This is a genomic window from Acetoanaerobium pronyense, assembly GCF_017874355.1.
Taxonomy (GTDB): domain Bacteria; phylum Bacillota; class Clostridia; order Peptostreptococcales; family Filifactoraceae; genus Acetoanaerobium; species Acetoanaerobium pronyense.
Genome location: NZ_JAGGLI010000014.1, coordinates 1 through 24366 on the forward strand (window position 1 = coordinate 1; position 24366 = coordinate 24366).

Sequence of the window (24366 nt, forward strand, 5' to 3'; positions counted from 1 at the left end):
ACACCTGTTCCCATTCCGAACACAGAAGTTAAGCTCTTCATCGCCAATGGTACTTGGACCGCAGGGTCCTGGGAGAGTAGGACGCAGCGAATTAACCTAGCCACAGCTTTTGCTGTGGCTTTTTTAGTGTATAATTTAATAAAGAAAATATCACAAAAAAGCTTAAAACAATAAAATAATGACAAATCTAAATAGCGGAGGGGAATATGCATCATCTGTTTATTGTGAATCCAGTGGCTGGCAAAGGACGAAGCTTAAAAATATTAAAATTAATTGAAGAAATTTTTGAAAATAAAAAGAATGAAACCTATGAATTTATATTTACTAAGTATCACGGCCATGCTCGTATAATCTCAAAAGAAAATTTGGTAAAAAACAAATTAAAGATATATTCTATAGGTGGAGATGGTACTGCAAGTGAAATTATAAATGGAATAATGGATTCCAGCTTAGATAATCTATTGGGTTTTGGAGTTATTCCCTGTGGTTCTGGAAATGATTTTGTAAGGACAGTATATAAAGATAATAACTATAAAAACTTCAAAGTTTTTTTAGAAGATCTCATAAATGGGCATATAGAGATTATAGATATAGGAGTATTAAATGAGTCTTATTTTTTAAACATAGCATCTATGGGCTTTGATGCAGATGTTGTATATAATGGTAAAAAAATGAAAAAGCATAAGTTATTCCCTTCAGGACTGATATATCTCTTTGGGGTAATATATACGATTAAGAATCTAAAAACCTATAGTTGTGAAATCATTATAGACGATAATGAAAAGATTAAAGGAGATTATCTCCTTATAGCTAGCGGAAATGGAAGGTATTATGGTGGAGGAATGAAGGTACTTCCTTATGCTGATTATAGAGATGGTATTTTGGATATATGTCTTATTTCCCCGGTAAAAAGAAAGAAAATGCTTAGGCTTTTGTTTACTTTTATGAAAGGAAAACATGAAAATATCAAAGAAGTAGAATTACGTAAGTGTAAAAAAATATCCATAAAGTCTTCAACAAATATTTCTATTCAGGTAGATGGAGAAGTGATGAAGGCCAAAGAAATGAAATTAAAGATAGCTGATAAAAAAATACCTCTGATAACTCCATAATAAAAAAATGTATCTAAAAGGAGAAATTTTATGGGAAAAGTCTCTGTGTATAAATGCTCTGATTATGAGTATGAAAAGATTAAACATATAGTTTTTAAGTCCTTAGAATACAGTGAAATTAGCAGAAAAATTTTTAAAAATGCAAAGATTTTTATCAAAGCGAATTTGCTTATGAAAAAAGATCCTGAGGATGCAGTAACAACTCATCCTAATTTAGTTAGAGCATTATCAGAATTTTTTATAGAGAAAGGATGTATAGTAACGATTGGTGATTCCCCTGCTGGCCCATTTACAGAAAATGCTTTGAAAGGTATATATAGCTCATGTAAAATGGATGAAGCAGCGAATTTATCTGGTGCTGTTTTAAACTATAATATAACCCATAGTGAGGTTAAAGCGGAAGAATCTTTAAGGCTTAAAAGCTTTAGGGTGATAAATGCTATATTGGAATCTGACTTTGTGATAAGTGCAGCTAAGCTTAAGACTCATGGTATGATGACATATACAGGTGGAGTAAAAAATTTATTTGGAGTAATACCTGGTCTTATAAAAGCTGAGTACCACTTTAAATTAACAAGCGAAGAGAATTTTGCACATCACCTTATAGATATTTGTGAATTTATTAAGCCAGATTACACTATAATAGATGCCATTGATTGTATGGAAGGGAATGGTCCTTCAAATGGAAAAAAAAGAAGAGTAGGCCTTATAATAGGAGGAGATAATCCCCATGAAGCAGATTATATAGCCTCTCACATAGCTTCCATACCATTTTATAAAATTCCGACTCTGAGTCTTGCAAAATCAAGAAACCTATATGATGTAAGTAGTATTGTAATAGAAGGGGATGATTATGGAGATATGGATATCAAACCATTCACCCTTCCTGAATCAACAAATATAACTTTTATATCTGATAAGATACCTGGATTTTTAAGAGAGTATCTAATAGATAGACTAAAAGCAAAACCAAAATTTATACATCAAAAATGTATTTCATGTGGGCACTGCGTAAGAAATTGCCCAGCAAAAGTGATTAAAATGGAAAACAAACTTCCTATAGTAGATTTGAAAGGTTGTATCAGCTGTTTTTGTTGTCATGAAGTCTGTCCAGCAGATGCAATCGAAATAAAAAGACCTATTCTTTCAAAGCTATTTTTAAAAATAAAATAAATTTTATCTGAGAAAACAACATTAAATTATAAAAGTTGTTTTCTTTTTTTTTAAGAAATGCTTTACAAAAAAAATATCTATGGTAATATTAAAAACATAACTATTAATGCAAACGCTTGCACAAAAAGAATATGGAGGTAATTATGAAAACCTACATCTTAGACAACGAAATAAAGATTTTTAGCTATGGTGAACCCATAGAAACAGAGGGGACAATAAAATTAAACAGAAAAGAAACCTTTTTTGAAGACGAATTAAATGTCAAATATACAAATGATAAATCTAGTTTTTCTTTTAAATTAAGAGAAGAAGACTTGGTTTATGGATTTGGTGCAAATCTAGGTGGTATAAACAAAAAAGGGAGAACCTATAAATCATATTGTACTGATGATGCATCTCATACAGAAGATAAAAACGCTCTATATGGAGCTCATAATTTTTTTATGATTATAGGGGATACATGTAAAGGATATTTCATAGACTTCCCCTCAGAAATTCTTTACGACGTTGGCTTTACAGACAATTCGATTTTTTCAGTTGATATCGATGGAGAAGATTTTGAAGTTTATATAATCGAAGGGGAAAATCCACAAGTAATTATTTCAAAATTTCATCAAATAATTGGTACTCCATATATACCACCTAAGTGGGGATTTGGATATTTTCAAAGCAGATGGGGTTATAAAAACGAAAATGAAGTGAGGGAAATTTATGAAAAATTCAAGGAAAATGAAATTCCGATAGATGGAATTTTTCTTGATTTGGATTATATGGAGGATTTTAAAGATTTTACAGTATCAGAAGAAAGATTTGGAAATCTTAAAGAACTATCAAGTGATCTAAAGAATCAAGGAGTTCATCTAGTTCCTATAATAGATGCTGGTGTGAAAATAGAAGAAGGCTATGATATTTATGAAGAGGGTATAAAAGGTGATCATTTTTGCAAAGATGAAAATGGCAAGCCATATATTGCAGCAGTATGGCCAGGAAAAGTTCATTTTCCAGATTTCATGAAGGAAGATACCCAAAGATGGTTTGGACTAAAATATAAGGTTCTTACAGATTTAGGGATTGAGGGTTTTTGGAACGATATGAATGAACCTGCGATTTTTTATGATGAAACTGCTCTTAACGATGCTATTGAAAGTGCCTATTTATCTAAGGGAGAAAACTTAGATGCGCATACCTATTTTAAGTTAAAGGATAAATTCACCCAGCTTTCAAATAAAGACCAATACTATCAGAGTTTTTATCATGAGCTAAAAGAGGGCAAAAAAAAGAACCATGATGTTCATAATCTATATGGGTACTATATGACAAAAGCAGCCTACATAGGGCTTGAAACTCTGCTTGAGAGAAAAAGATTTTTACTTATTTCTCGGGCTTCAATTATTGGAATGCACAAGTATGCAGGCATATGGACTGGAGACAATTCTTCTTGGTGGTCACATCTTGAACTAAATGTAAGAATGATGCCAAGTCTAAATATGTGCGGATTTTATTATACGGGAGCTGATACTGGAGGCTTTGGAGGAGAATGTACAGGAGAGCTTCTTGTAAGATGGATGCAGTTTAGCGTGTTTACTCCACTTCTTAGAAATCATTCTGCCATAGGCTCCAAGGTTCAGGAACCTTTTAGTTTTGAAGAAAATACCAAGGAGAGATCAAAGGAATTAATAAAATCGAGATATATGCTTATACCTTATCTTTACTCTGAATACATGAAAAGTATATCAGAAAAAAAACTTATGTTTTCTCCATTAACTTTTGAATTTCCAGACAAAAAACTTTCAGATATAGAAGATCAGCTGATTTTAGGAAGCATTATGCTTACACCAGTATACTTTAAAAATAAAAAAGGAAGATATGTTACTCTTCCTCAAGATATGCTTGAAATATCTTTTTCAGAAAATAATATAAAAACAAATCTAAAAAGAGAAGGAATTCATTATATGGATTATTCCTTAGATGAACTCAAATTTTATCTTAGAGAAAACTCTATGCTTCCATATGTAGAACCATCACAAAACGTAAAATCTATGAATATAGAAACTCTTAAAGTTATTGGATATATAAAAGATAAAGCCAGATATGATCTTTATGATGATGATGGAATTTCTCTTGATATTAAAGAAAAATATTGCACACACATAAAGGTGGAATATCAAAATACAGATTGGGTCATAGATGTAAAAAACACAAATCCGAATATTAAGGAAATAGAGTTTTATTTATATGACAGTGAAGGAAGCCTTTCTCAAAGGACAATAAAAATTAAATAGGAGAGTAAAATGAAAAAAAGATCGAGCGGAATTTTAATGCATATCTCTTCTTTACCTTCAGAATATGGTATAGGGGACTTTGGAAAAGAAGCATATAGATTTGTGGATTTTTTAAAAAAATCAAGGCAAAAAAACTGGCAAATTCTTCCTCTGGGGGTGACAGGATATGGGGATTCTCCATACCAATGCTTTTCAGCGTTTGCAGGAAATCCATATTTTATTGATTTAAATGAACTTATTGAAAAAGCCTATATAACCAAAGAAGAAATCAATAAGAAAAACCTTGGAAAAGACCCTCATAAGATTGACTATGGGATATTATACAAAAACAAAATGGCTATTTTAAGAAAAGCATATAAAAATAGTCATAAGGCTTTAAATAAGGAACTTGAAGAATTTTATAAATTAAATAAAGACTGGTTAAGGGAATTTGCACTTTATATGGCTTTAAAAACTCATCATAAAAATGAATCATGGTTAAACTGGGAACCAAAATACAAGGATATAGAATCATCAGATGTAATAAGATTTGAAAAAGAGAATCATAGAGAAATATACTTTTGGGTATTCACTCAGTATTTCTTCTATAAGCAATGGAATAAACTAAAAAAATATGCAAATGCAAATAATATCAATATAATTGGAGACCTTCCTATTTATGTTGCTGAAGACAGCTCAGATATATGGGCAAATCCGGAGTTATTTAATCTAGATAAAAATCTTAAACCAGTTACAGTGGCAGGTTGTCCACCTGATGCATTTTCAAAAAAAGGCCAGCTGTGGGGAAATCCTATATATGATTGGGACTCTATGGAAAAAGATGGATATAAATGGTGGATTAAAAGAATAAAGCATAGCTTTGAAACAGTTGATGTCCTTAGAATAGATCATTTTAGAGGATTTGAGTCATATTGGGAAGTAAAATATGGGGCAAAAGACGCTGTAAAGGGTAGATGGACAAAAGGCCCTTCTATAAAGCTTTTTAAGAAAATAAAAGAGGAGCTTGGAGAGCTTAATATCATTGCAGAAGATTTAGGTTTTTTGACAGATGAAGTTCATGAACTAATTAATGTGACTGGTTTTCCAGGAATGAAAGTGCTTCAATTTGCATTTGATACAAGGGAAGAGAGTGATTATCTTCCCCATAATTACACGAAAAATTCTGTAGTGTATACAGGAACTCACGATAATGAAACTACTACAAGCTGGATTTACAATATTCCTAAAGATGAATTTCATTTAGCGGTAAAGTATTTAAAGCTCAATTTCGATGAAGGACTTACCTGGGGAATGATAAGAGGAGCTTGGAGCTCTGTATCATACCTTGCGGTTGCTCCAATGCAGGATTTTTTAGAACTGGACAATAATGCAAGAATGAATACTCCATCAACCCTTGGAAACAATTGGATATGGAGAATGGACAAAAATGCTTTGACTGATGAGCTTGCTAATAGGATTGCAGATATGACTGAAATATATGGGAGGTAATTATGAAGCAAATTATAGAGAGAATCAAAACTCATGCTCTATTAAACTTTGGAAAACAAATTGAGTCATGTACAGAAAAAGAGAAATATGTAGCTCTTTCAAAAGCTATTATGGAAGAAGTTGTATTAGATTGGGAGGATTCAAAAAATAAATTTGAAGGGAAGAAAAAAGCATACTATTTGTCCGCAGAATTTCTTATGGGAAGAGCCCTAAGCAACAATTTAATTAATTTAAATGAAAAGGAAAAAGTAGAAGATATTCTTAGCGAAATAGGGCTTAGCTATAATGATATAGAAGAGGCTGAAGAAGATGCTGGACTTGGAAATGGAGGACTTGGAAGGCTAGCTGCTTGTTTCTTAGACTCGGCAGCAACTCTTGATTACTCTCTAACAGGATATGGAATAAGATATGAGTTTGGCATATTTAAGCAAAAGTTTATTAATGGTTTTCAGGTAGAAGAAGCAGACAATTGGCTTGAGTATGGAGATCCTTGGTCCATTAGAAAAAATTCAGAAAAAATTGTAGTATCTTTTTCAGATCAAGATGTAGTTGCTGTCCCATATGACACTCCAATAATAGGATATGGAAAAAATACAATAAATACTTTAAGACTATGGAAATCTGAACCTATTAATGTATTTGATTTTGAAAAATTTAATGATCAAAAATATGATCTTTCTGTGAAAGAAAAAAATAATGCAGAAAATATATCTAAAGTTCTTTATCCAAACGATTCAAACGAGGAAGGTAAAATATTAAGACTAAAGCAGCAGTATTTCTTTGTATCAGCATCCCTTCAAGATATGATTAGAAAGTTCAAGGTTAATAATACGGACTTTAAAAAATTCCCGGATTTTCATGCAATACAGCTAAATGATACTCATCCTGCTGTAGCGATTCCTGAAATGATGAGACTTCTTACAGAATTTGAAGGAATTAGGTGGGAAGATGCCTGGGAAATAACTGTCAATACATTTGCCTATACAAATCATACTCTCCTTGCAGAAGCCTTAGAGCAATGGCCTGTAAAGCTATACAAAAAACTGCTTCCAGATGTTTATAAGATAATAGTGAAAATAAATACTCAGCTAAAATCAGACTTAAAAAAGAAAAAAATAGATAAAAAAGATTTTGGGAAATTTGAAATTATAAGTGATAAAAATATTAAAATGGCATTTCTTTCTATTTATGGAAGCTTTTCCACCAATGGAGTGGCACAGCTCCATACGGATTTATTAATTCATAGTGAGCTTAAAGACTGGTATGATCTTTACCCTGAGAGGTTCAACAATAAAACCAATGGAATTACCCAAAGAAGATGGCTGCTTCAGTCAAACCCTGAGTTATCAGAATATATAACTGAGTTATTAGGCTCTGATTCATGGATCACAAGCCTTGAAAAGCTTAAAGAATTAGAAAAATTTTCTGATGACACTAAGGTATTAACAAAATTTATGGAAATAAAACAGGAAAAGAAAGATCAGCTTGCTAAGTATATAAAGGAGCATGAAGGTATTGATGTAGATCCAAGTTCTATTTTTGATATACAGATAAAAAGACTTCATGAATATAAAAGACAGATTTTAAATGCTCTTTATATTTTAGATTTATATTTTAGACTCAAAGAAGATAAAAATCTAGATATAGTTCCAAGGACATTTATATTTGGAGCTAAAGCGGCGCCTGGGTATTTTAGAGCAAAGGGAATAATTAAATTTATTAACGACATCAAAGAGCTTATAAACAATGATGAGGAAATAGATGGAAAAATAAAAATAGTATTTGTTGAAAACTATAGAGTATCATACGCCGAGAAATTATTTCCAGCAGCAGATATATCTCAGCAGATATCTACAGCAGGAAAAGAAGCATCTGGAACGGGAAATATGAAATTTATGCTAAACGGAGCCCCTACTATAGGAACCTTTGATGGAGCTAACGTAGAGATTGTTGAAGAAGCAGGAGAAGAAAATAATTTTATATTTGGCCTAAGAGTAGAAGATATAGAGGAGATTGAGGATTCCTATAATCCAAATACTGAATATAATAAAATAAAGGGTCTAAAAAGAGCCCTTGACACATTAGTAGACGGAACATTTGATGATGGCGAAACTGGAATGTATAAAGAGCTATATGATTCGATACTAAAAGGTGCAAGCTGGCATAAGTCTGATGTTTATTATGTAATGAAGGACTTTGATAGTTATAGAGACGCTCAACAAAAGGTAAATGATGAGTTTAAAAACAAGCTGGGGTGGGCAAAAAAATGTTGGATTAACATGGCTAATGCAGGTAAATTTTCTTCAGATAGAACTATTGAGCAATATTCAAAGGAAATTTGGAAAATAGAAAAAAATAAATAATATAGTGCTAACGCTTGCACTAAAACAGCGAAAGAAAACCAGAATTATTAGAAAAATTAAGAAATAAACATTGATTTTATTAAAAAACGCATATATAATTAGATTTATACAAGCGTTTTCCTAAAGAAATTTATGCAATCGAATGCACAAAAATTCATACGATTGATAGGGAATTTCTGGGTATATAAACGCTAGAATATTAAAATTTAGTTAAAAAAGAGGGAGGATTTAGAATGAAAAAAGGTATTAGTCTATTTCTTATCATGATGCTCACACTCTCGCTTGCAGCCTGCACAAGTAACACCCCAGAAGCACCGGCAGGAGAGGGAAGTGGAGAAGGCATTGCGGCAACAATTTCTGTACAGGTAGAAGATGAATGGAGAGAATACTATCAGCAAGTAGCAGACAGAGTTAAAGAGGTTCATCCAAATGCTACAATAAACTTTATCGAGAGTCCATCTTTTGATCACCTGGATGTTTTAGATTCTACTGATGTTACAAATGTAGATGTTGCGGATGTATTTGCAATCTCAGCAGACAGAATCCATGGTCTAGCAAGAAATGAAGCTCTTGCAGCACTTGATGCAAAAGAGATGGCATCAAATGTAGGGGGATTTGGCAACTACGATGAAGGTCTGGGCGGAAACTTCATGATAGATGGCGAATATCTAGCATTCCCGATGAATATAGAAACACTTATAAATTTTGCTAACTCCGCAAATGCAGCTGAAAGCGGTATTGATCTTACAAATACGATCGAATTTACAGAGCTTGAACCTCAACAAATGCTAGTTCCTGTATTTAATGCATGGTTTGCAGTTGCAATTACAAACACTGCTGATATAGAACTGCTTGGAAAAGATGATTCAGGAAATTTATTTTCTGATCTTACAAAGGATTTTTCAGATTTAGAGCCTGAAAAACAAGAAGTATTTAGAGTTTTATTTGAATATTGGCAAGCTCATGATGCAGCAGGAACAGCTCTTTGGGATGCAGATGGAGCTTGGGGATATATGGACTCAGCATTTTCAACTGGCGGAGTTACTTCTATAAGACTTGAAGGTCCGTGGTCCACAGGAAGTTTATCCAATCTTGCTGGAAATGGTGAAGATTTAGAAATACTTCCTATTCAACAAGTTACAGTAAACTCAAATCCTCTGGCACACTGGAAAGGTGGATGGGGACTTGTAATAAATTCAAGAATAGAAGAAGATGAAGATAAGATGATGCTAGCTCAGGCGTTTATTGAAGAAGTTGTAAACCCTGACTATGCAGTTGACTTCTTTAAAGCTTCAGGTAAAATTCTGGAAAATGTAGATGCTGATGTTTATATGAATTCTGATCTTTCTGATGTAGATAAAGAGATTATAGAATCTGTAATAGAATCATATCAGGATGCTCCAGCAAGACCTCTATTTACAGAGTGGGGACAGGTTTGGGACACATGGGAAAACAGTCTTCTTTCATGGTCAGCTGTTAAGCCTTCAACTGTAGAGGAAGCATATGCACAAGTAAAAGCGGCATTTGATGCAATGATGTTAAACTTCTAGATAAGAAAAGGAGGGAGGGCTGGGCCTTTCTTCCTTTTTTAACTATATAAGAAAGGGAATACTATGAATACAGATTTTAAACTCCCTAAAAAAAATCTTTATATTATATTAATATCATGTGCAGTTATAATATCTGCATCAGCTATAGAAACTATGATAATTGTTAAAGATATAGACTTATATAATCAATGGATAGCACAAATAAAAGATATAAATGCAATGGATATTGACAGCATGGATCTTCTAAACACCTACATATCCTTAAATCTAATTCAATTTTTGACAAAGATAATTATTCCTATGGCACTTGGAATCTATTCATATTTTACATTTTATTATTCGAAAATAAATAGATTATTTATTTTTATATGGACGGTTCTAGTGGTTGGAGGGTTTGCATATACTTTTCTTGATTTCAGAACTGCATCGATTTTTTATTATATTAGCATTTTAGGTCATAAGGTTTTAATTTATGGGATAATATCTATCTCTTCAAAGATAGAATCAAATTAACTCTTTTGAAGGTGGGAGTATAATGGCAAATTATAATATACATTTATATGATGACATAGGAAATAAATATGAAAGAAAAAACGATTTTTTAAAGGAAATAGCAAATCTTCAAATGAAAATTGATGAGGAGCCAGGAAGAAAAAAAGAATATCAAAATAAAATATCAGAAATCAAAAAAAATAGAAATAATCATCCTTATATTAAGAAGTTAAATAAATTTAAAATAATGGAAAAAACCTTTTTAAAAGATTTATCTCTAAAAGTAAATAAAGAAAAGAGCAAAATCTCAACTGAAAACTCTGCTAAACTAAAGAATCTAAAACTTGAACTTTATAAAAGTACTGAGAAAAGAAACTTTTATGAAAAATTTATTGATTTGACCTATGATGCTAAGTTTTTGTATGAAGAAAATAAAATGAAAACAAGGCATCTTCCTGAAATCATAAAGGAACTTGAGACAAACGAGGGAGAATTAAAAAAAGCTTTAGATTTAAAAAACAATATAAACAAAGAAAATGAAGCTAAGATAAAAATAGAATTTGATAAATATAAAAAAGAGAAAGAAGAAAAATTAAGTAAAAAGATAGAAAGTTTAAAGACTAAAAGAAAAGATGGATTAATCTCTGAAAAAGCCCTTAAAAATGGAATAATAGAACTAAAAAGAGAACATAAAGAATCCCTAAATATGAAATCTTTTGAATCAGAAGAGAAATCCAACAAAGAGTTTATAAAAAATAGAAAATATGAAATTAAAAATGGCACAAAAAGAAAGCTTCAAGTAATGTATGCTGACATTGCTGATATTAGAAGAAAGAATCCAGTGGAAACAGAAAAAACATCTCCTAAGATAGCTTATTTTACATTTTTGCTTCCAGGATTAGGCCAGCTTTTAAATAAACAATATATAAAAATGGTTCTTTTTATTTTTGCGTCATTATTTATATATTTCGCTGCAATTCCATATGCATTAGGGTATGGAAACTACCAAGGAGAGGGCGTTGCGGGTCTTATATCACTGGCAGAAGGTGGGAGAAGGCTTGATAAATCCCTGATTTTTATGATAGAGGGAATAATTGCTGTATATCTTCTTATATTTTCTTTTGGTCTTTACGTCATTTCTTTTAGAGATGTTCTGAAGGTGGAAAAGGATATCATAAAGGGAATAAGACCTAAAAATTGGTTTGAATCAAAAAACAGTATTTCAAAGGATGGTTTCCCTTATATAGTTTCAATTCCTGCTCTTATTGTAATTGTATTTATAGTACTGGTTCCTATAACCACAGCAATTTTACTCTCATTTACAGGAATGGATCCTCAGAACCAATCAAAATTTGGATGGGTTGGAATTAGAAATTACAGGCTTATAGCCTTGGGACAAGGACTGGCTGGATCAGTGTTTTGGCTGATACTTGTATGGACTATAATTTGGACATTAGTAGCTACTTCTTTGGCTATTGCTATAGGATTTTTACTTGCATTTTTAGCCAACAATGAAAGAGTAATAGGGAAGACCTTTTTTAGAATAGTATTTTTATTGCCTTGGGCAGTTCCAGGTTTTATAAGTATAATGTTTTTTAGTATAATGCTATCTCCCAATGCGGTCTTGACCGAGATTATAAGCGGGATTGCAGGAAGGACTATAGGTGTGAAAACTGACCCATTTTTATCTAGAGTAGCTCTTATAATGATACAGGGATGGCTTGGAAGTGCATATGTATTCCTTCTTTCAACAGGAGTACTTCAGTCCATTCCAGAAGATCTTTATGAGGCTGCCCAAATTGATGGAGCAACATCTTTTCAAAAACTAAAAAAGATTACTCTCCCAATAGTTTTATTTCAAACAGCTCCCCTTTTGATTGGGCAGTATACTTTCAATTTTAACAATTTTTCCATAATATATCTTTTTAATGGAGGAGGCCCGTTTAATCCTATAAGATATGGGAATCTTGCAGGTTCGACAGACCTTTTAATATCATATATATATAAGCTTACTATGGAAAACCAGTATCAAGCAATAGGTGCTGCAATAACTATAGTGATCTCATTAGGACTTATGTTTTTTGCTTTTATAGGTTTTAGAAACTCAAAGGCTTTTAGAGAGGAGAGACTATAATGAGTATATTTAAAAAGAAAAGTGACCTGTATCTTTCAGATAGACAGCCCCTTACATTTTTAGGAAAAGTAAGTCTAGGGCTTGTATATTTTGTACTGATATCCTGGTCAGTAATAGTGATATGGCCTCTTTATCAGATGGTAGTCTCAGCCTTTAATGGAAGGCAGCAACAATATCTTATAATGAATGATGCATTTGAGTTTTCATTAAGACATTTTGATTACCTTTTTAATAATACTCTATACCTTAGTTGGGTTAAAAATACTATATTTATAGCATCTTCAACGGCAATACTTACCCTTATTATGGTATCTTTTACGGGATTTGCCTACTCAAGATATAGATTCAAGGGAAGGAAAGCCTCTCTTATGGCTATCATGCTAATTCAGACTATTCCAGCTTTTGCTGGGATTACAGCTTACTTTACAATGCACTCCGTTATTTCTTCAGTTTTTCCGTATCTTACAAGACAGATGATGCTCATACTTATATATGCTGGAACAGGAATAGCGGGAAATACATTCATACTCAAAGGATATATAGATTCTATTTCTACTGAACTTGATGATGCAGCAAGAATAGATGGGTGCTCTGATATAAAAGTGTATAGATTAATAATCATGCCTATAGCAAGACCTATGCTTGCAATTATTGCTCTATGGTCTTTTATTGGACCTTTTATGGATTTTCTTATGCCAAGGGTCTTGCTTACGACTCCAAGTTCTTATACACTTGCAGCTGGACTTTTTACCCTTATAAATGATTTTAGAACTCTTAATCAGCCTGCTTTTGCAGCAGGAGGACTGCTTACAGCTGTTCCGATAGTTGCGCTGTTTATAATACTGCAAAAGCAGCTTGTATCTGGACTTGCAAAGGGAGCAGTAAAAGGCTAGAAATTATTTTGATATAGGAGGATGCCTTATGAAGGTAGTATTAAAAAATATAGGAAAAAAATATGAAGGTAGAGAAGAATTTACATTAAAAAATATAAATCTTGAGATAGAAGCAAAGGATTTTTGCGTCATACTTGGCCCATCAGGTTGCGGGAAAACAACTCTGCTAAGAATGATAGCTGGGCTCAACTCTATAACAGAGGGAGATCTTCTTTTTAATGATAAAAGAGTGAATAAGGTAGACCCTAAAGATAGAGATATAGCTATGGTGTTTCAGTCTTACGCCCTTTATCCCCATATGACTGTATATGACAACATGGCGTTTTCTTTGGCAATGAGAAAAGAGCGTAAACAAATAATCCATGAAAGAGTAATGGAAGCGGCTGAGGTACTTCAAATAAAGGAATATTTATACTCTAAACCATCAGATATATCTGGAGGACAAAGACAAAGGGTAGCTCTTGGTAGAGCGATGGTAAGAAAGCCCAAGGTTTTTCTTATGGACGAACCTTTATCTAATCTGGATGCCAAGCTAAGAGAGCATATGAGGGTTGAGCTTGTAAGACTTCATAAGAAACTTGGAACTACATCAATATATGTAACACATGATCAGACTGAAGCAATGACTATGGCGAGTAAAATAGTCCTTATGAATGAAGGGAAAATACAGCAGGCTGGAAAACCAGAGGAATTCTATAACAGCCCTTCAAATATTTTTGTTGCAAAATTCATAGGATCACCAACAATGAATATAATTAATGGTATTATAAAAGATGGAAAATTTATATCTGAAGATGAGATAATTAAAGTCACTCCTTCAGAAAAAGATTTAAAGTTTCTAAAATTATATGAAGGAAAAAGCGTATCCTTAGGAATCAGGTCAGAGCGATTTGAAAGCGGCGCCCATCATAAAGACACATTTGCATGTACTATAGATGTAGTTGAGATGCTAGGCAAAGAGAAAATCCTATATGCAAGACTAGATAGCAATAAAGAGCTTGTTATTTCTATGCCGGGGCATTATGAATATGGAGAAGGAGAAAAGCATAATTTTGGTTTTGATGTAGACGCTCTTCACTTTTTTGATTCAGAAACAGGAGAAAGAATTAACTGATTTTAGAGGATATATTGCTTTTCAAGGGGTGAGTGTTTTGAAAAAAAATGGGCATGTCACAATAAGTGATGTTGCAAAAAAAGCAGGTGTATCTCCATCAACTGTATCTAGAGTTATATCCAATAATTCTAGAATAAGCGAGGTTACGACAAAAAAAGTTCTTAAATGTATGGAAGAGATGTCTTATTATCCTAATGCTATGGCAAGGTCACTAGCCAGAAAAAAAACAGGAGTGGTAGGAGTTATAATGCCGACAACATCTGAGGATATCCTTCTTAATCCTTTCTTTCCAGAAGCTTTGAGAGGAATAGTTAAAGGGGCATCGTCAACAGAATATGATTTACTCCTTTCTACAAATACAGAAAAAGATGAAGAACTTAAAATAATCAAGAATTTTATAAGGGGCTCAAAGGTAGATGGAGTAATACTAATGTCAAGTAAGGTAAAGGATGAAGCAATAAAATATCTTACTGAAATAGACTTCCCTTTTTCTCTTATTGGTTCTCCAGAAGAACTTAGCGAGCAAATTAATCATGTGGATAACGACAACTTTATGGCAGCCTATGAAATCACATGCTATATGAGCATGAGAGGTAAAAAAAGAATAGCAATGATAGCGGGAGAAGAAAAGCTTACAGTAACAAGAAAAAGAGTTGATGGATATAAAAGAGCACTCAAGGAAAGCAATCTTCAATTTGACCCAGATCTATTATTTACAGGGCCCTTTGATGAAAAGACAGGCTATGAATATGGATCAAAAATATCTGATATGACTCAAATGCCAGACGCACTTATTGTAAGTGATGATCTAGTAACCTTTGGCGCAATGAAAATATTTGAAAATTCAGGAATAAGAGTACCAGAAGACATAGCTGTAGCTAGCTTTAATAATACAGCCTTGTCAAGATACTCAAATATTCCAATAACATCTGTAGATATCAATGCACTTGGACTTGGAAAAGAAGCTATGAACCTTTTAGTAGAAGCCATGGAAAAGGGAATTAGAGGAAAAAAGGTGATAATCCCATACGCTGTTCATAAAAGACAATCAACAGAGGGAGTAAAATAAAATTATATTGACATTCTTATTTTAATTAAATATAATCAAGCTGTAGAGAGAAAAACAATTTCCCGTCTCATTAGAGGCGGGAATATTTGTCTATAGGTATTTTCAGAAAAGTTTGAAAAGGAGGGGTGGAAAGTGATATTAAAATATTACATTGGGAAAATGAATGAAGGGTATTATGCTATAGAAAATTTATTTATGGATGCTCTAAGAGATTTTTCTTTTATAGACATAATAGATTATGATGGGGAAAATATAAATCTTATTTTTAATGATTTTCAAAAAAATTTTGCTAAAGAAAATGAACTTGTAATAAGTGAAAAAGTTAAATCTACAATTAAAACTTTGAGTCTCTGTGCATAAGCAATATATTACATAAAAAGATAAAAGACCTTATTTTGAAGGCCTTTTATTTTTTTGCTCTTAATTAAAGATATCTTTAGTATGAATTATTAAAAAAATACAGTAAATTTAAAAAATTTATATAATTTTCTTTATTTTAATCATTTAATAGATAGGAATAGAGATTTAATGGTATATATAGCAATATGAATTTTAAAAAGAAGGTATTAAGGAGGTTTATATGTTCAAAAAAGAGATGGTAGCTATGATATTAGCAGGTGGACAGGGAAGTAGACTTGGAATATTTACGAAAAATTTAGCAAAACCAGCGGTGCCATTTGGTGGTAAATATAGAATAATAGACTTTGTACTTAGTAATTGTTCAAATTCAGGGATAGACACTGTGGGTGTTTTAACTCAGTATAGACCTCTTATCTTAAACAGTCATATTGGAATAGGTAGTCCATGGGATTTAGATAGAAAAAATGGAGGAGTATCTATATTAGCTCCTTATATGAACGAGACAGAGGGAAGCTGGTATAGGGGGACTGCTCATGCTATTTATCAAAATATACATTTCCTAGATCAGTATGATCCAAAGTACGTCCTTATACTCTCTGGAGATCATATATATAAAATGAATTACAATAAGATGCTTGATTATCATAAAGAGAAAAAATCAAAAGCTACAATAGCTGTTCTTGAAGTAAGTACGGAAGAAGCAAAGCGATTTGGAATCATGAATGCTACCTCTGACAACAGGATATATGAATTTGAAGAAAAACCAAGGAAACCAAAGTCCAATCTTGCTTCAATGGGAGTGTATATATTTGATTGGGAGGTTCTTAGAAAATACCTTATTGATGGTGAAAAGGATAAAAGCTCCGATGATTTTGGGAAAGATATAATACCTAAGATGCTCAAAGACAGTGTAGATCTTTACGCATATAGATTTAATGGCTATTGGAAAGATGTAGGAACTGTAGAGAGTTTATGGGAAGCAAATATGGATCTTATAGACAGGAACAATACCTTACATTTGAATGACCCATCTTGGAGGATTTATTCTGTAAATCCTATTATGCCTCCTCAATATATCTCTAGGGAAGGAAAAGTAAACAATTCTTTAGTTGTTGAAGGATGCACTATAGCTGGAGAAGTTACGAAAAGTGTATTGTTTTATGGAGTTTCAGTGGGGAAAAATTCGAAAATTAAAGATTCTGTAATAATGCCAAATGTAAAGATAGAAGAGGATGTATATATAGAAAAAGCTATAATTGGTAAGGAAACAATAATAAGAAAAGGGACAATAATTAAGGACGAATCTGGCGGGATTTCTTTAATTGGGCAAAATCAAAATATAAGACCTGAGGATTTAAAAAGCAAGGGGGAGGGTGAGCTAGATGCTTAAAAACTGTCAAGGAATAATAAACCTAAGCGAAAATGAATATAATATAAAAAAACTTACGGAGATTAGAACTATAGCTTCGATACCAATAGCTGGAAGATATAGAATTATAGACTTTGTCCTTTCTAATATGGTGAATTCTGGTATTCAAAACATTGGAATATACTCAGACTATAGGTTTAGATCCTTGATGGATCATACAGGAAGCGGAAAGGCTTGGGATCTTGATAGAAAAATAGATGGACTCTTCTTATTTGGTCCGAATTATAACCCTATGACTACAAGTGTTCCAAGGGGAGATATGCAAAATCTTTTTTCAAATATCGAATATATAAAAGGAAGCAGACAGGAATATGTACTTATATCCGGTAGCTATATGATATGCAATATAGATTATAAAGAAGTATATGCTCAGCATATTCATGATGGCTCAGATATCACAATAGTTTATAAAAAAATAGATAATGCAAATGAAGACTTTATAAGACAATATACACTAAATATAGGGAAAACAGGAAAAGTATTGTCATGTGGAGTAAATATGGGACATAAAAAAAATGCAAATATATCAATGGAAATGTATATCATGAAAAAAGAGCTTCTTATGGATATAATTATGGATTCCATAGCTAAGGGAGAAAATTATTATCTAAATGATGCTATAAGTCAGGCTATAAAAAGTCTTAAAGTTACGGGTTACAAATATGATGGTTATTTGAGATGCATTAACAGTATCCAAAATTTTTACTTTGCAAATATGGATATACTTGATGTAAATGTATCAAAGGAGCTTTTTTATTCAGATAGAAAAATATTTACAAAGGTAAAGGACGAATCTCCAACCTATTATTCAAATGATGCTGTAGTTCAAAATTCTATGATAGCAAATGGATGCGTCATCGAAGGAGAGGTAAAAAATTCGATTCTTTTTAGAAGAGTTCATGTTGAAAAAGGGGCAAAAGTAGAAAATTCTATAGTGATGCAAAATGGAATCATAAAAAATGGAGCAAACATACAAAACGTTATTATGGACAAAGGGGTAACTATAACACAAAACAAAGAATTAAAAGGAGACAGTAATATTCCACTTGTTATAGATAAAAATAGAGTTGTTTAAATGATAGTATAGGAGGAAGTAAATTATGAAAATTCTTTTTGTAAGCTCTGAGAGCTATCCTTTTATAAAAACAGGGGGACTTGGGGACGTAGGCTTTTCTCTACCTAAAGCCTTAAGAAAACAAGGACTTGATGTTAGAGTAATGATTCCCAAATACCTTCAGATACCAGAATTTTATAAAGACCAAACCGATAAAATAGATATTTTTTCCGTACCTGTTGGATGGAGAAACCAATATTGTGGCATCGAAAAAATCGAGTATGAAGGTGTTCCCTTTTATTTTGTGGACAATGAATATTATTTTAAAAGAGAACATCCTTATGGATACTTTGATGATGCAGAAAGATTTTCATTTTTCTCAAGGGCTGTTGTAGAATTTATCAAAAGAATGGATTTTGTTCCAGACGTAATACATCTTAATGACTGGCATACAGCGCTTATTCCTGCATATATGAAAATAGAAAATTTAAATCATCTAGAAAATAAAGATATCAAAACTGTTTTTACAATCCATAATCTAAGATATCAAGGTGTTTTTTCAAAGGAAGTATTAACAGATGTAGCTGGACTTCCTTCATATATGATGCATCATGGTGGGCTTGAATTTTTTGGAGATGTCAATTTTATGAAATCTGCCATAAACTATTCCAGTGCAATAACAACAGTTAGTCCTTCATATGCAAAAGAGATAAAAACCCCATATTTTGGAGAGGGACTTGACGGCCTTTTAAATGAAAAACAGGATAAACTTTATGGTATATTAAACGGTATTGATTATGATATCTTCTGTCCTTCAAAGGACAATAATTTGTTTAAAAAATATGATATAAACTCTCTTGAAAAAAAGGTAGAAAACAAGCTTCAGCTTCAGAAAATACTAGGTCTTCCTCAGCGTAAGGATGTATTTATGATAGGCATGGTAACAAGGCTTGTATCACAAAAAGGTCTTGATCTAGTAACTCATATAATGGGAGAGCTTTTAGAAAGGGATATACAATTTGTAGTACTAGGTACAGGAGATGACCAGTACAACTCAGCGTTCAATTACTACTCGATGACATACCCAGATAAATGTGCGGCTAAAATCATGTTTGACAATACCTTAGCCCATAGAATCTATGCATCCTCAGATATATTTTTAATGCCATCTCTTTTTGAACCATGTGGCATAGGCCAGCTTATAGCTCTAAGATATGGAACCCTTCCTCTTGTTAGAGAAACTGGAGGACTTAAAGATACTGTAATACCTTACAATGAAAAAGAAAAAACAGGAAACGGATTTTCATTTTCCAATTACAATGCCCATGAAATGCTTCACATAATTGACTATGCTCACTCAGTATTTAAGGATAAGGCTTCATGGAAAATTCTTATGGAAAATGCAATGAAATCTGATTACAGCTGGGAAAGCTCTGCTCAGCAATACAAAGACCTGTATAGGAAACTTATAGAGGAGATTGTTTTATGATTATAACCAAAGAAAAGATAAAAAATGACTTAAAGGACAAGCTCATAAATCATTATGCTGTAGATATAAATGAAGCAACAAATTTTCAGGTATATTTTTCCCTAGGAAATCTAATTAGAGATTATGCCTCAAGAGGATGGATTTATACAAACAATTCCTATGTAAAGTATAAAGAAAAACAGGTTTATTATTTTTCTATTGAATTTTTGATGGGGAAGATGCTAAAAGCAAATCTTCTAAATATAGGAATTTTAAAAGAGTGTAAAGAGGCATTATCAGAGCTTGAATTTGATATCGATGACCTTGAAAAATTAGAGCCTGAGCCTGGTCTTGGAAATGGAGGACTTGGCAGACTGGCAGCATGTTTCTTAGACTCTATGGCATCTCTTGCCATCCCAGGTCATGGCTGCGGAATAAGATACAGATATGGTCTGTTTGAGCAAAGGTTTATAGATGGACATCAGATGGAAGTTCCGGAAAACTGGCTAAAAGAAGGAAATGTTTGGGAGATAAGAAAGCCTGATAAAGCAGTAATAGTTAAGTTTAGAGGAAAAATAGATTGGATTAAAGAAGATGGTGAGTTAAAGTTTGTCCACAAAAACTACGAACCAGTCCTAGCAGTGCCTTATGACACTCCTATTGTAGGATATGAAAATAGCACAGTAAACAACCTAAGGTTATTTAGCGCTGAAATCCCAGGAAGTGAATATGACCTGGCATCAGCATGCCATGGAGATTATAAAAAAATACTGGACTATAAATACTCAGTGGAAGCTATTTCTCAAGTTCTTTATCCAGATGATTCAAGTGACGAAGGAAAGATATTAAGGCTCAAGCAGGAATATTTTATGGTATCAGCAGGAATTCAAAGTATAGTGAGAAAGTTTAAAAAGCTAGGTCTTCCATTTAGTGAATTTAGTGAAAAAATAGCTATTCATATAAATGATACCCACCCGGCGTTTTGTATTCCAGAGCTTATGAGGATACTTATTGATGAAGAAAATATTTCATGGGACAAAGCGTGGGAGATAACAAAATCATCTATTTCCTACACTAACCATACTATACTTTCTGAGGCTCTTGAGGTCTGGCCTTCTCATATGGTATCAGAGCTACTGCCTAGAATCTATATGATAATTGAAGAAATAAACAGAAGGTTTTGCAATGTCCTAATGAGATTATATCCCCATAACCAAGAAAAAATTAATAAGATGGCAATTATAGCAGATTCAAAGGTAAAGATGGCTAACCTATCAATTGTTGGAAGCCAAAGCGTCAATGGAGTTGCTAAGCTTCATAGTGAAATATTAAAAAATAAGGAGCTTAAGGATTTTTACGAACTATACCCAGAAAAATTTAACAATAAAACAAATGGAATAACTCATAGAAGATGGCTGATGCTTGCGAATGAAGGACTTACAAACCTTATAGATGATACTATAGGGACAGTGTGGAAGAGGGTTCCTACCGATTTAATCAGATTAAGAGAATATAGAAATAATCCAGCTTTTTGTGAGGAAATAAGAAAAATAAAAAGAGGAAATAAGGAAAAGCTAGCAAAAATAATACTCGATAAAAATAATATAAAACTAGATCCAAGTTCTATTTTTGATGTCCAGGTAAAAAGACTGCATGCCTATAAAAGACAATTGATGAATGGCCTTCAAATCCTTGATCTTTATCATAGTATACTTGAAAATCCTAATTTAGATATCCAACCAAGAACCTTTATATTTGGGGCAAAGGCAGCACCAAGTTATTATCTTGCAAAAAATATTATTAAATTTATTAACTCTATTGCTGATATGATAAACTCAGATCCAAGGGTAAAAGGTATGATTAAGATAGTATTTATGGAAAATTACTCAGTTACTTTAGCTCAAAGTATAATACCAGGAGCTGACGTGAGTCAGCAGATTTCAACAGCATCAAAAGAAGCCTCTGGAACTGGAAATATGAAGTTTATGATGAATGGAGCTATTACATTAGCAACTCTAGATGGAGCAAATATAGAAATACTCAATGAAGTAGGAGATGAAAATATAGTAATATTTGGCCTTACATCAAAAGAGGTTTTAGATTACTACGAACATGGAGGATATAGCTCAAGAGAGATATATCATAGAAATCATAGAATAAAAAGAGTAGTAGATGACCTTATTAATGGATTTATTCCAAAGCTTAGCCAAGATGAAGGAATGGATATATATAATCATCTTATAACCTATAATGATGAGTATTTCGTTCTTAAAGATTTTGAGGCCTATATCAAGGCACAGGAAAAAATAGACATGCTGTACAAGGACAAAGACAAGTGGACGGAAATGGCTATAATAAATATAGCATCTTCAGGTCAGTTTACAAGTGACAAAACCATAACCTCGTATGCTAATGGTATCTGGAATGCAAGAATGGGAGAACATTTCTAGGAGGGCTAAAAATGAATGACGCCTCAAATATAGGATTATATTATGATTCATGGGATACTACATTCAAAGAGCCTTTTGGAGCTATAAAATATGGAGCTACGATATGCTTTAGGCTTTCATATGAAATTCCCCATCTGGAAAAAATAGAAAGAATAGATATGGAAATAATCCATGAAAATGAAAGATTTTTTGTGAATCTTAGTAAAAATCATGATTTTTTCTATACCTATCAAACATTTGAAAAACCTGGAATATACTTTTATAAATTTGTAGTATATTATGAGGGGAAAAGGTATTATCTAGCACCAGATTACTTTAATGAAGGCGGAAAGGCTCTTATATTTGAAAAGGAAGATGTACAGTCTTATCAGCTGACTGTACATTCAGATATAGAAAAGGTTCCAAACTATTATAGTGAAGGAGTAATCTATCAAATATTTGTAGATAGATTTTATAATAGCAACTCTAATGGAATGCCTCTTTGCTATAGAAAAAACTCATTTATGTATGCAAACTGGCAAGACTCTCCATTTTACATCAAGGATAGTAATGGAGGTATAGAGCGTTGGGATTTTTTTGGCGGAAATCTTAGAGGCATTATTTCAAAGCTTGATTATCTTGAGGAGCTAGGAGTCACATGTATTTATCTCAACCCTATTTTTGAAGCAAGGAGCTCCCATAAATACGATACAGCAAATTATATGAAAATAGATCCTCTTTATGGCGACGAAGAAGATTTGAAAGAACTTATAGATATTTCAGCAAAAAAAGAGATTTCTATAATTCTTGATGGAGTATTTAGCCATACTGGAAGCGACAGTATATACTTCAATAAATATGCCACATATGATACATTAGGAGCCTATCAATCCAAAGACTCTCCTTATTATAGCTGGTACAAGTTTACAAATTACCCCCATGACTATGAGTCTTGGTGGGGAATTGGAGATCTTCCTAATGTAAATGAAATGGAGCCCTCTTATCTTGAGTTTATAACAGGTGAAAACGGAGTAATTGCTAAGTGGATGAAGCTTGGAATCAAGGGTTTTAGACTTGATGTAGCTGATGAACTTCCGGAGAAGTTTATAAGAGCAATACGCCATAGAATCAAAAAAATAGATCCACAGGGAGTCTTGCTTGGAGAAGTATGGGAAGATGCAACAAATAAAATAGCCTACGGAGAGAGACGGGCATATCTTTTAGGGGATTCACTTGATTCTGTTACAGCGTATCCCTATAGAAGAGTATTAATCAATTTTTTAAATCAGGAAATTACCTCAAGTCAGTTTTATAATGCTTGTATGACATTTAGAGAAAACTATCCCGAAGAATATTATAAAAGCGCACTAAAGCTTATAGGGAGTCATGATGTAAAAAGAATAATGACTGAGCTAGGGAGCGTAGAAAAGGTAAAAATGGCAGCTACTCTTCAGCTCCTATTTTTAGGGGCAGTTCATATCTACTATGGAGATGAAGTGGGCCTTGAAGGGGGAAGTGATCCAGAAAACAGAAGCACCTACCCATGGGAAAACTATTGTCATCTTGGAATCTGCTATGATTTAAGGGATAACAATCCTAGAAATAAGAAAGAACTTCTAGAGCATTATAAAAAACTTTTAAAAATTAGAAAAGAAGAAGATACAATAAGAAAGGGAAGTGTAGAGTATATCAAGATTTCAAATGATATTATAGGATATAAAAGAATGTTAGATGAACAAGAGATAATGGTAATTGTAAATAGAGCAGATAACGAAGAGGTATTTACACTTGAAGTTACAGGAGAGGTATATCAAAGCCTATTTACATTTGAAGAGTACCATCATATAGGAGAAAAAATAGAAATAGTTATTAAAGGAAAGGATTCACTAGTAATTAAGAAAATAATTTAAAAATAGCCCTTTGTGGGCTTTTTTTCTTTGTTGTGTTATAATATGA

General features: G+C 32.6%; 17 protein-coding genes and 1 rRNA gene. All 18 read left to right on the top strand.

Annotated elements, in window-relative coordinates; genetic code table 11:
• A 5S ribosomal RNA gene (gene rrf, locus J2Z35_RS07215) occupies positions 1-93 on the top strand; the annotation flags it as partial.
• A 113-nt stretch (positions 94-206) separates the two neighbouring features.
• Complete coding sequence (locus tag J2Z35_RS07220; RefSeq protein WP_209660720.1) at positions 207-1112, top strand: diacylglycerol/lipid kinase family protein; 906 nt, start codon at positions 207-209, stop codon at positions 1110-1112.
• Positions 1113-1142: 30 nt separating this feature from the next.
• The gene (locus J2Z35_RS07225; RefSeq protein WP_209660721.1) at positions 1143-2285 is read left to right on the top strand and encodes a DUF362 domain-containing protein; all 1143 of its coding nucleotides are present in this window, start codon (positions 1143-1145) and stop codon (positions 2283-2285) included.
• A 143-nt stretch (positions 2286-2428) separates the two neighbouring features.
• Positions 2429-4567: a glycoside hydrolase family 31 protein gene (locus tag J2Z35_RS07230; protein WP_209660722.1), complete on the top strand. Its 2139-nt coding sequence runs from the start codon at positions 2429-2431 to the stop codon at positions 4565-4567.
• A 9-nt stretch (positions 4568-4576) separates the two neighbouring features.
• Positions 4577-6055 (top strand): 4-alpha-glucanotransferase, encoded by a 1479-nt coding sequence (gene malQ, locus J2Z35_RS07235; RefSeq protein WP_209660723.1) that lies wholly within the window; start codon positions 4577-4579, stop codon positions 6053-6055.
• 2 nt (positions 6056-6057) lie between these two features.
• Complete coding sequence (locus J2Z35_RS07240) at positions 6058-8418, top strand: glycogen/starch/alpha-glucan phosphorylase (RefSeq protein WP_209660724.1); 2361 nt, start codon at positions 6058-6060, stop codon at positions 8416-8418.
• Positions 8419-8651: 233 nt separating this feature from the next.
• The gene (locus J2Z35_RS07245) at positions 8652-9968 is read left to right on the top strand and encodes a sugar ABC transporter substrate-binding protein (RefSeq protein ID WP_209660725.1); all 1317 of its coding nucleotides are present in this window, start codon (positions 8652-8654) and stop codon (positions 9966-9968) included.
• A 63-nt stretch (positions 9969-10031) separates the two neighbouring features.
• The gene (locus tag J2Z35_RS07250) at positions 10032-10481 is read left to right on the top strand and encodes a hypothetical protein (protein WP_209660726.1); all 450 of its coding nucleotides are present in this window, start codon (positions 10032-10034) and stop codon (positions 10479-10481) included.
• Between the two features lie 22 nt (positions 10482-10503).
• A complete protein-coding gene (locus tag J2Z35_RS07255; protein ID WP_209660727.1) occupies positions 10504-12594 on the top strand; it encodes an ABC transporter permease subunit in 2091 nt (696 codons plus the stop codon).
• Entirely contained in the window at positions 12594-13487 is an 894-nt protein-coding gene (locus tag J2Z35_RS07260; protein ID WP_209660728.1) for a sugar ABC transporter permease, read from the top strand. Before J2Z35_RS07255 ends, J2Z35_RS07260 begins: the two co-directional genes overlap by 1 nt.
• 28 nt (positions 13488-13515) lie before the next feature.
• Complete coding sequence (locus J2Z35_RS07265) at positions 13516-14601, top strand: ABC transporter ATP-binding protein (RefSeq protein ID WP_209660729.1); 1086 nt, start codon at positions 13516-13518, stop codon at positions 14599-14601.
• A 37-nt stretch (positions 14602-14638) separates the two neighbouring features.
• Positions 14639-15670: a LacI family DNA-binding transcriptional regulator gene (locus J2Z35_RS07270; protein ID WP_209660730.1), complete on the top strand. Its 1032-nt coding sequence runs from the start codon at positions 14639-14641 to the stop codon at positions 15668-15670.
• A gap of 132 nt (positions 15671-15802) precedes the next feature.
• Positions 15803-16030, top strand: coding sequence for a hypothetical protein (locus J2Z35_RS07275; protein ID WP_209660731.1), 228 nt, complete (start codon positions 15803-15805; stop codon positions 16028-16030).
• Positions 16031-16250: 220 nt separating this feature from the next.
• Positions 16251-17420 carry a glucose-1-phosphate adenylyltransferase gene (locus J2Z35_RS07280; RefSeq protein WP_209660732.1) on the top strand — a complete coding sequence of 390 codons (1170 nt, stop codon included), beginning with the start codon at positions 16251-16253 and terminating at the stop codon, positions 17418-17420.
• The gene (gene glgD / locus J2Z35_RS07285) at positions 17413-18534 is read left to right on the top strand and encodes a glucose-1-phosphate adenylyltransferase subunit GlgD (protein WP_209660733.1); all 1122 of its coding nucleotides are present in this window, start codon (positions 17413-17415) and stop codon (positions 18532-18534) included. The genes J2Z35_RS07280 and glgD overlap by 8 nt, the downstream gene beginning before the upstream one ends.
• A gap of 25 nt (positions 18535-18559) precedes the next feature.
• Positions 18560-20002, top strand: coding sequence for a glycogen synthase GlgA (gene glgA / locus J2Z35_RS07290; protein WP_209660734.1), 1443 nt, complete (start codon positions 18560-18562; stop codon positions 20000-20002).
• A complete protein-coding gene (locus tag J2Z35_RS07295; RefSeq protein ID WP_209660735.1) occupies positions 19999-22431 on the top strand; it encodes a glycogen/starch/alpha-glucan phosphorylase in 2433 nt (810 codons plus the stop codon). The genes glgA and J2Z35_RS07295 overlap by 4 nt, the downstream gene beginning before the upstream one ends.
• 11 nt (positions 22432-22442) lie before the next feature.
• Complete coding sequence (locus J2Z35_RS07300) at positions 22443-24320, top strand: glycoside hydrolase family 13 protein (protein ID WP_209660736.1); 1878 nt, start codon at positions 22443-22445, stop codon at positions 24318-24320.
• The last annotated feature ends 46 nt before the right edge of the window (positions 24321-24366 follow it).

Excerpts from the sequence above, each read along its gene's own strand:
- J2Z35_RS07220 (WP_209660720.1), top strand. The coding sequence starts at position 207 with ATGCATCATCTGTTTATTGTGAATCCAGTGGCTGGCAAAGGACGAAGC.
- J2Z35_RS07225 (WP_209660721.1), top strand. The coding sequence starts at position 1,143 with ATGGGAAAAGTCTCTGTGTATAAATGCTCTGATTATGAGTATGAAAAG.
- J2Z35_RS07230 (WP_209660722.1), top strand. The coding sequence starts at position 2,429 with ATGAAAACCTACATCTTAGACAACGAAATAAAGATTTTTAGCTATGGT.
- malQ (WP_209660723.1), top strand. The coding sequence starts at position 4,577 with ATGAAAAAAAGATCGAGCGGAATTTTAATGCATATCTCTTCTTTACCT.
- J2Z35_RS07240 (WP_209660724.1), top strand. The coding sequence starts at position 6,058 with ATGAAGCAAATTATAGAGAGAATCAAAACTCATGCTCTATTAAACTTT.
- J2Z35_RS07245 (WP_209660725.1), top strand. The coding sequence starts at position 8,652 with ATGAAAAAAGGTATTAGTCTATTTCTTATCATGATGCTCACACTCTCG.
- J2Z35_RS07250 (WP_209660726.1), top strand. The coding sequence starts at position 10,032 with ATGAATACAGATTTTAAACTCCCTAAAAAAAATCTTTATATTATATTA.
- J2Z35_RS07255 (WP_209660727.1), top strand. The coding sequence starts at position 10,504 with ATGGCAAATTATAATATACATTTATATGATGACATAGGAAATAAATAT.
- J2Z35_RS07260 (WP_209660728.1), top strand. The coding sequence starts at position 12,594 with ATGAGTATATTTAAAAAGAAAAGTGACCTGTATCTTTCAGATAGACAG.
- J2Z35_RS07265 (WP_209660729.1), top strand. The coding sequence starts at position 13,516 with ATGAAGGTAGTATTAAAAAATATAGGAAAAAAATATGAAGGTAGAGAA.
- J2Z35_RS07280 (WP_209660732.1), top strand. The coding sequence starts at position 16,251 with ATGTTCAAAAAAGAGATGGTAGCTATGATATTAGCAGGTGGACAGGGA.
- glgD (WP_209660733.1), top strand. The coding sequence starts at position 17,413 with ATGCTTAAAAACTGTCAAGGAATAATAAACCTAAGCGAAAATGAATAT.
- glgA (WP_209660734.1), top strand. The coding sequence starts at position 18,560 with ATGAAAATTCTTTTTGTAAGCTCTGAGAGCTATCCTTTTATAAAAACA.
- J2Z35_RS07295 (WP_209660735.1), top strand. The coding sequence starts at position 19,999 with ATGATTATAACCAAAGAAAAGATAAAAAATGACTTAAAGGACAAGCTC.
- J2Z35_RS07300 (WP_209660736.1), top strand. The coding sequence starts at position 22,443 with ATGAATGACGCCTCAAATATAGGATTATATTATGATTCATGGGATACT.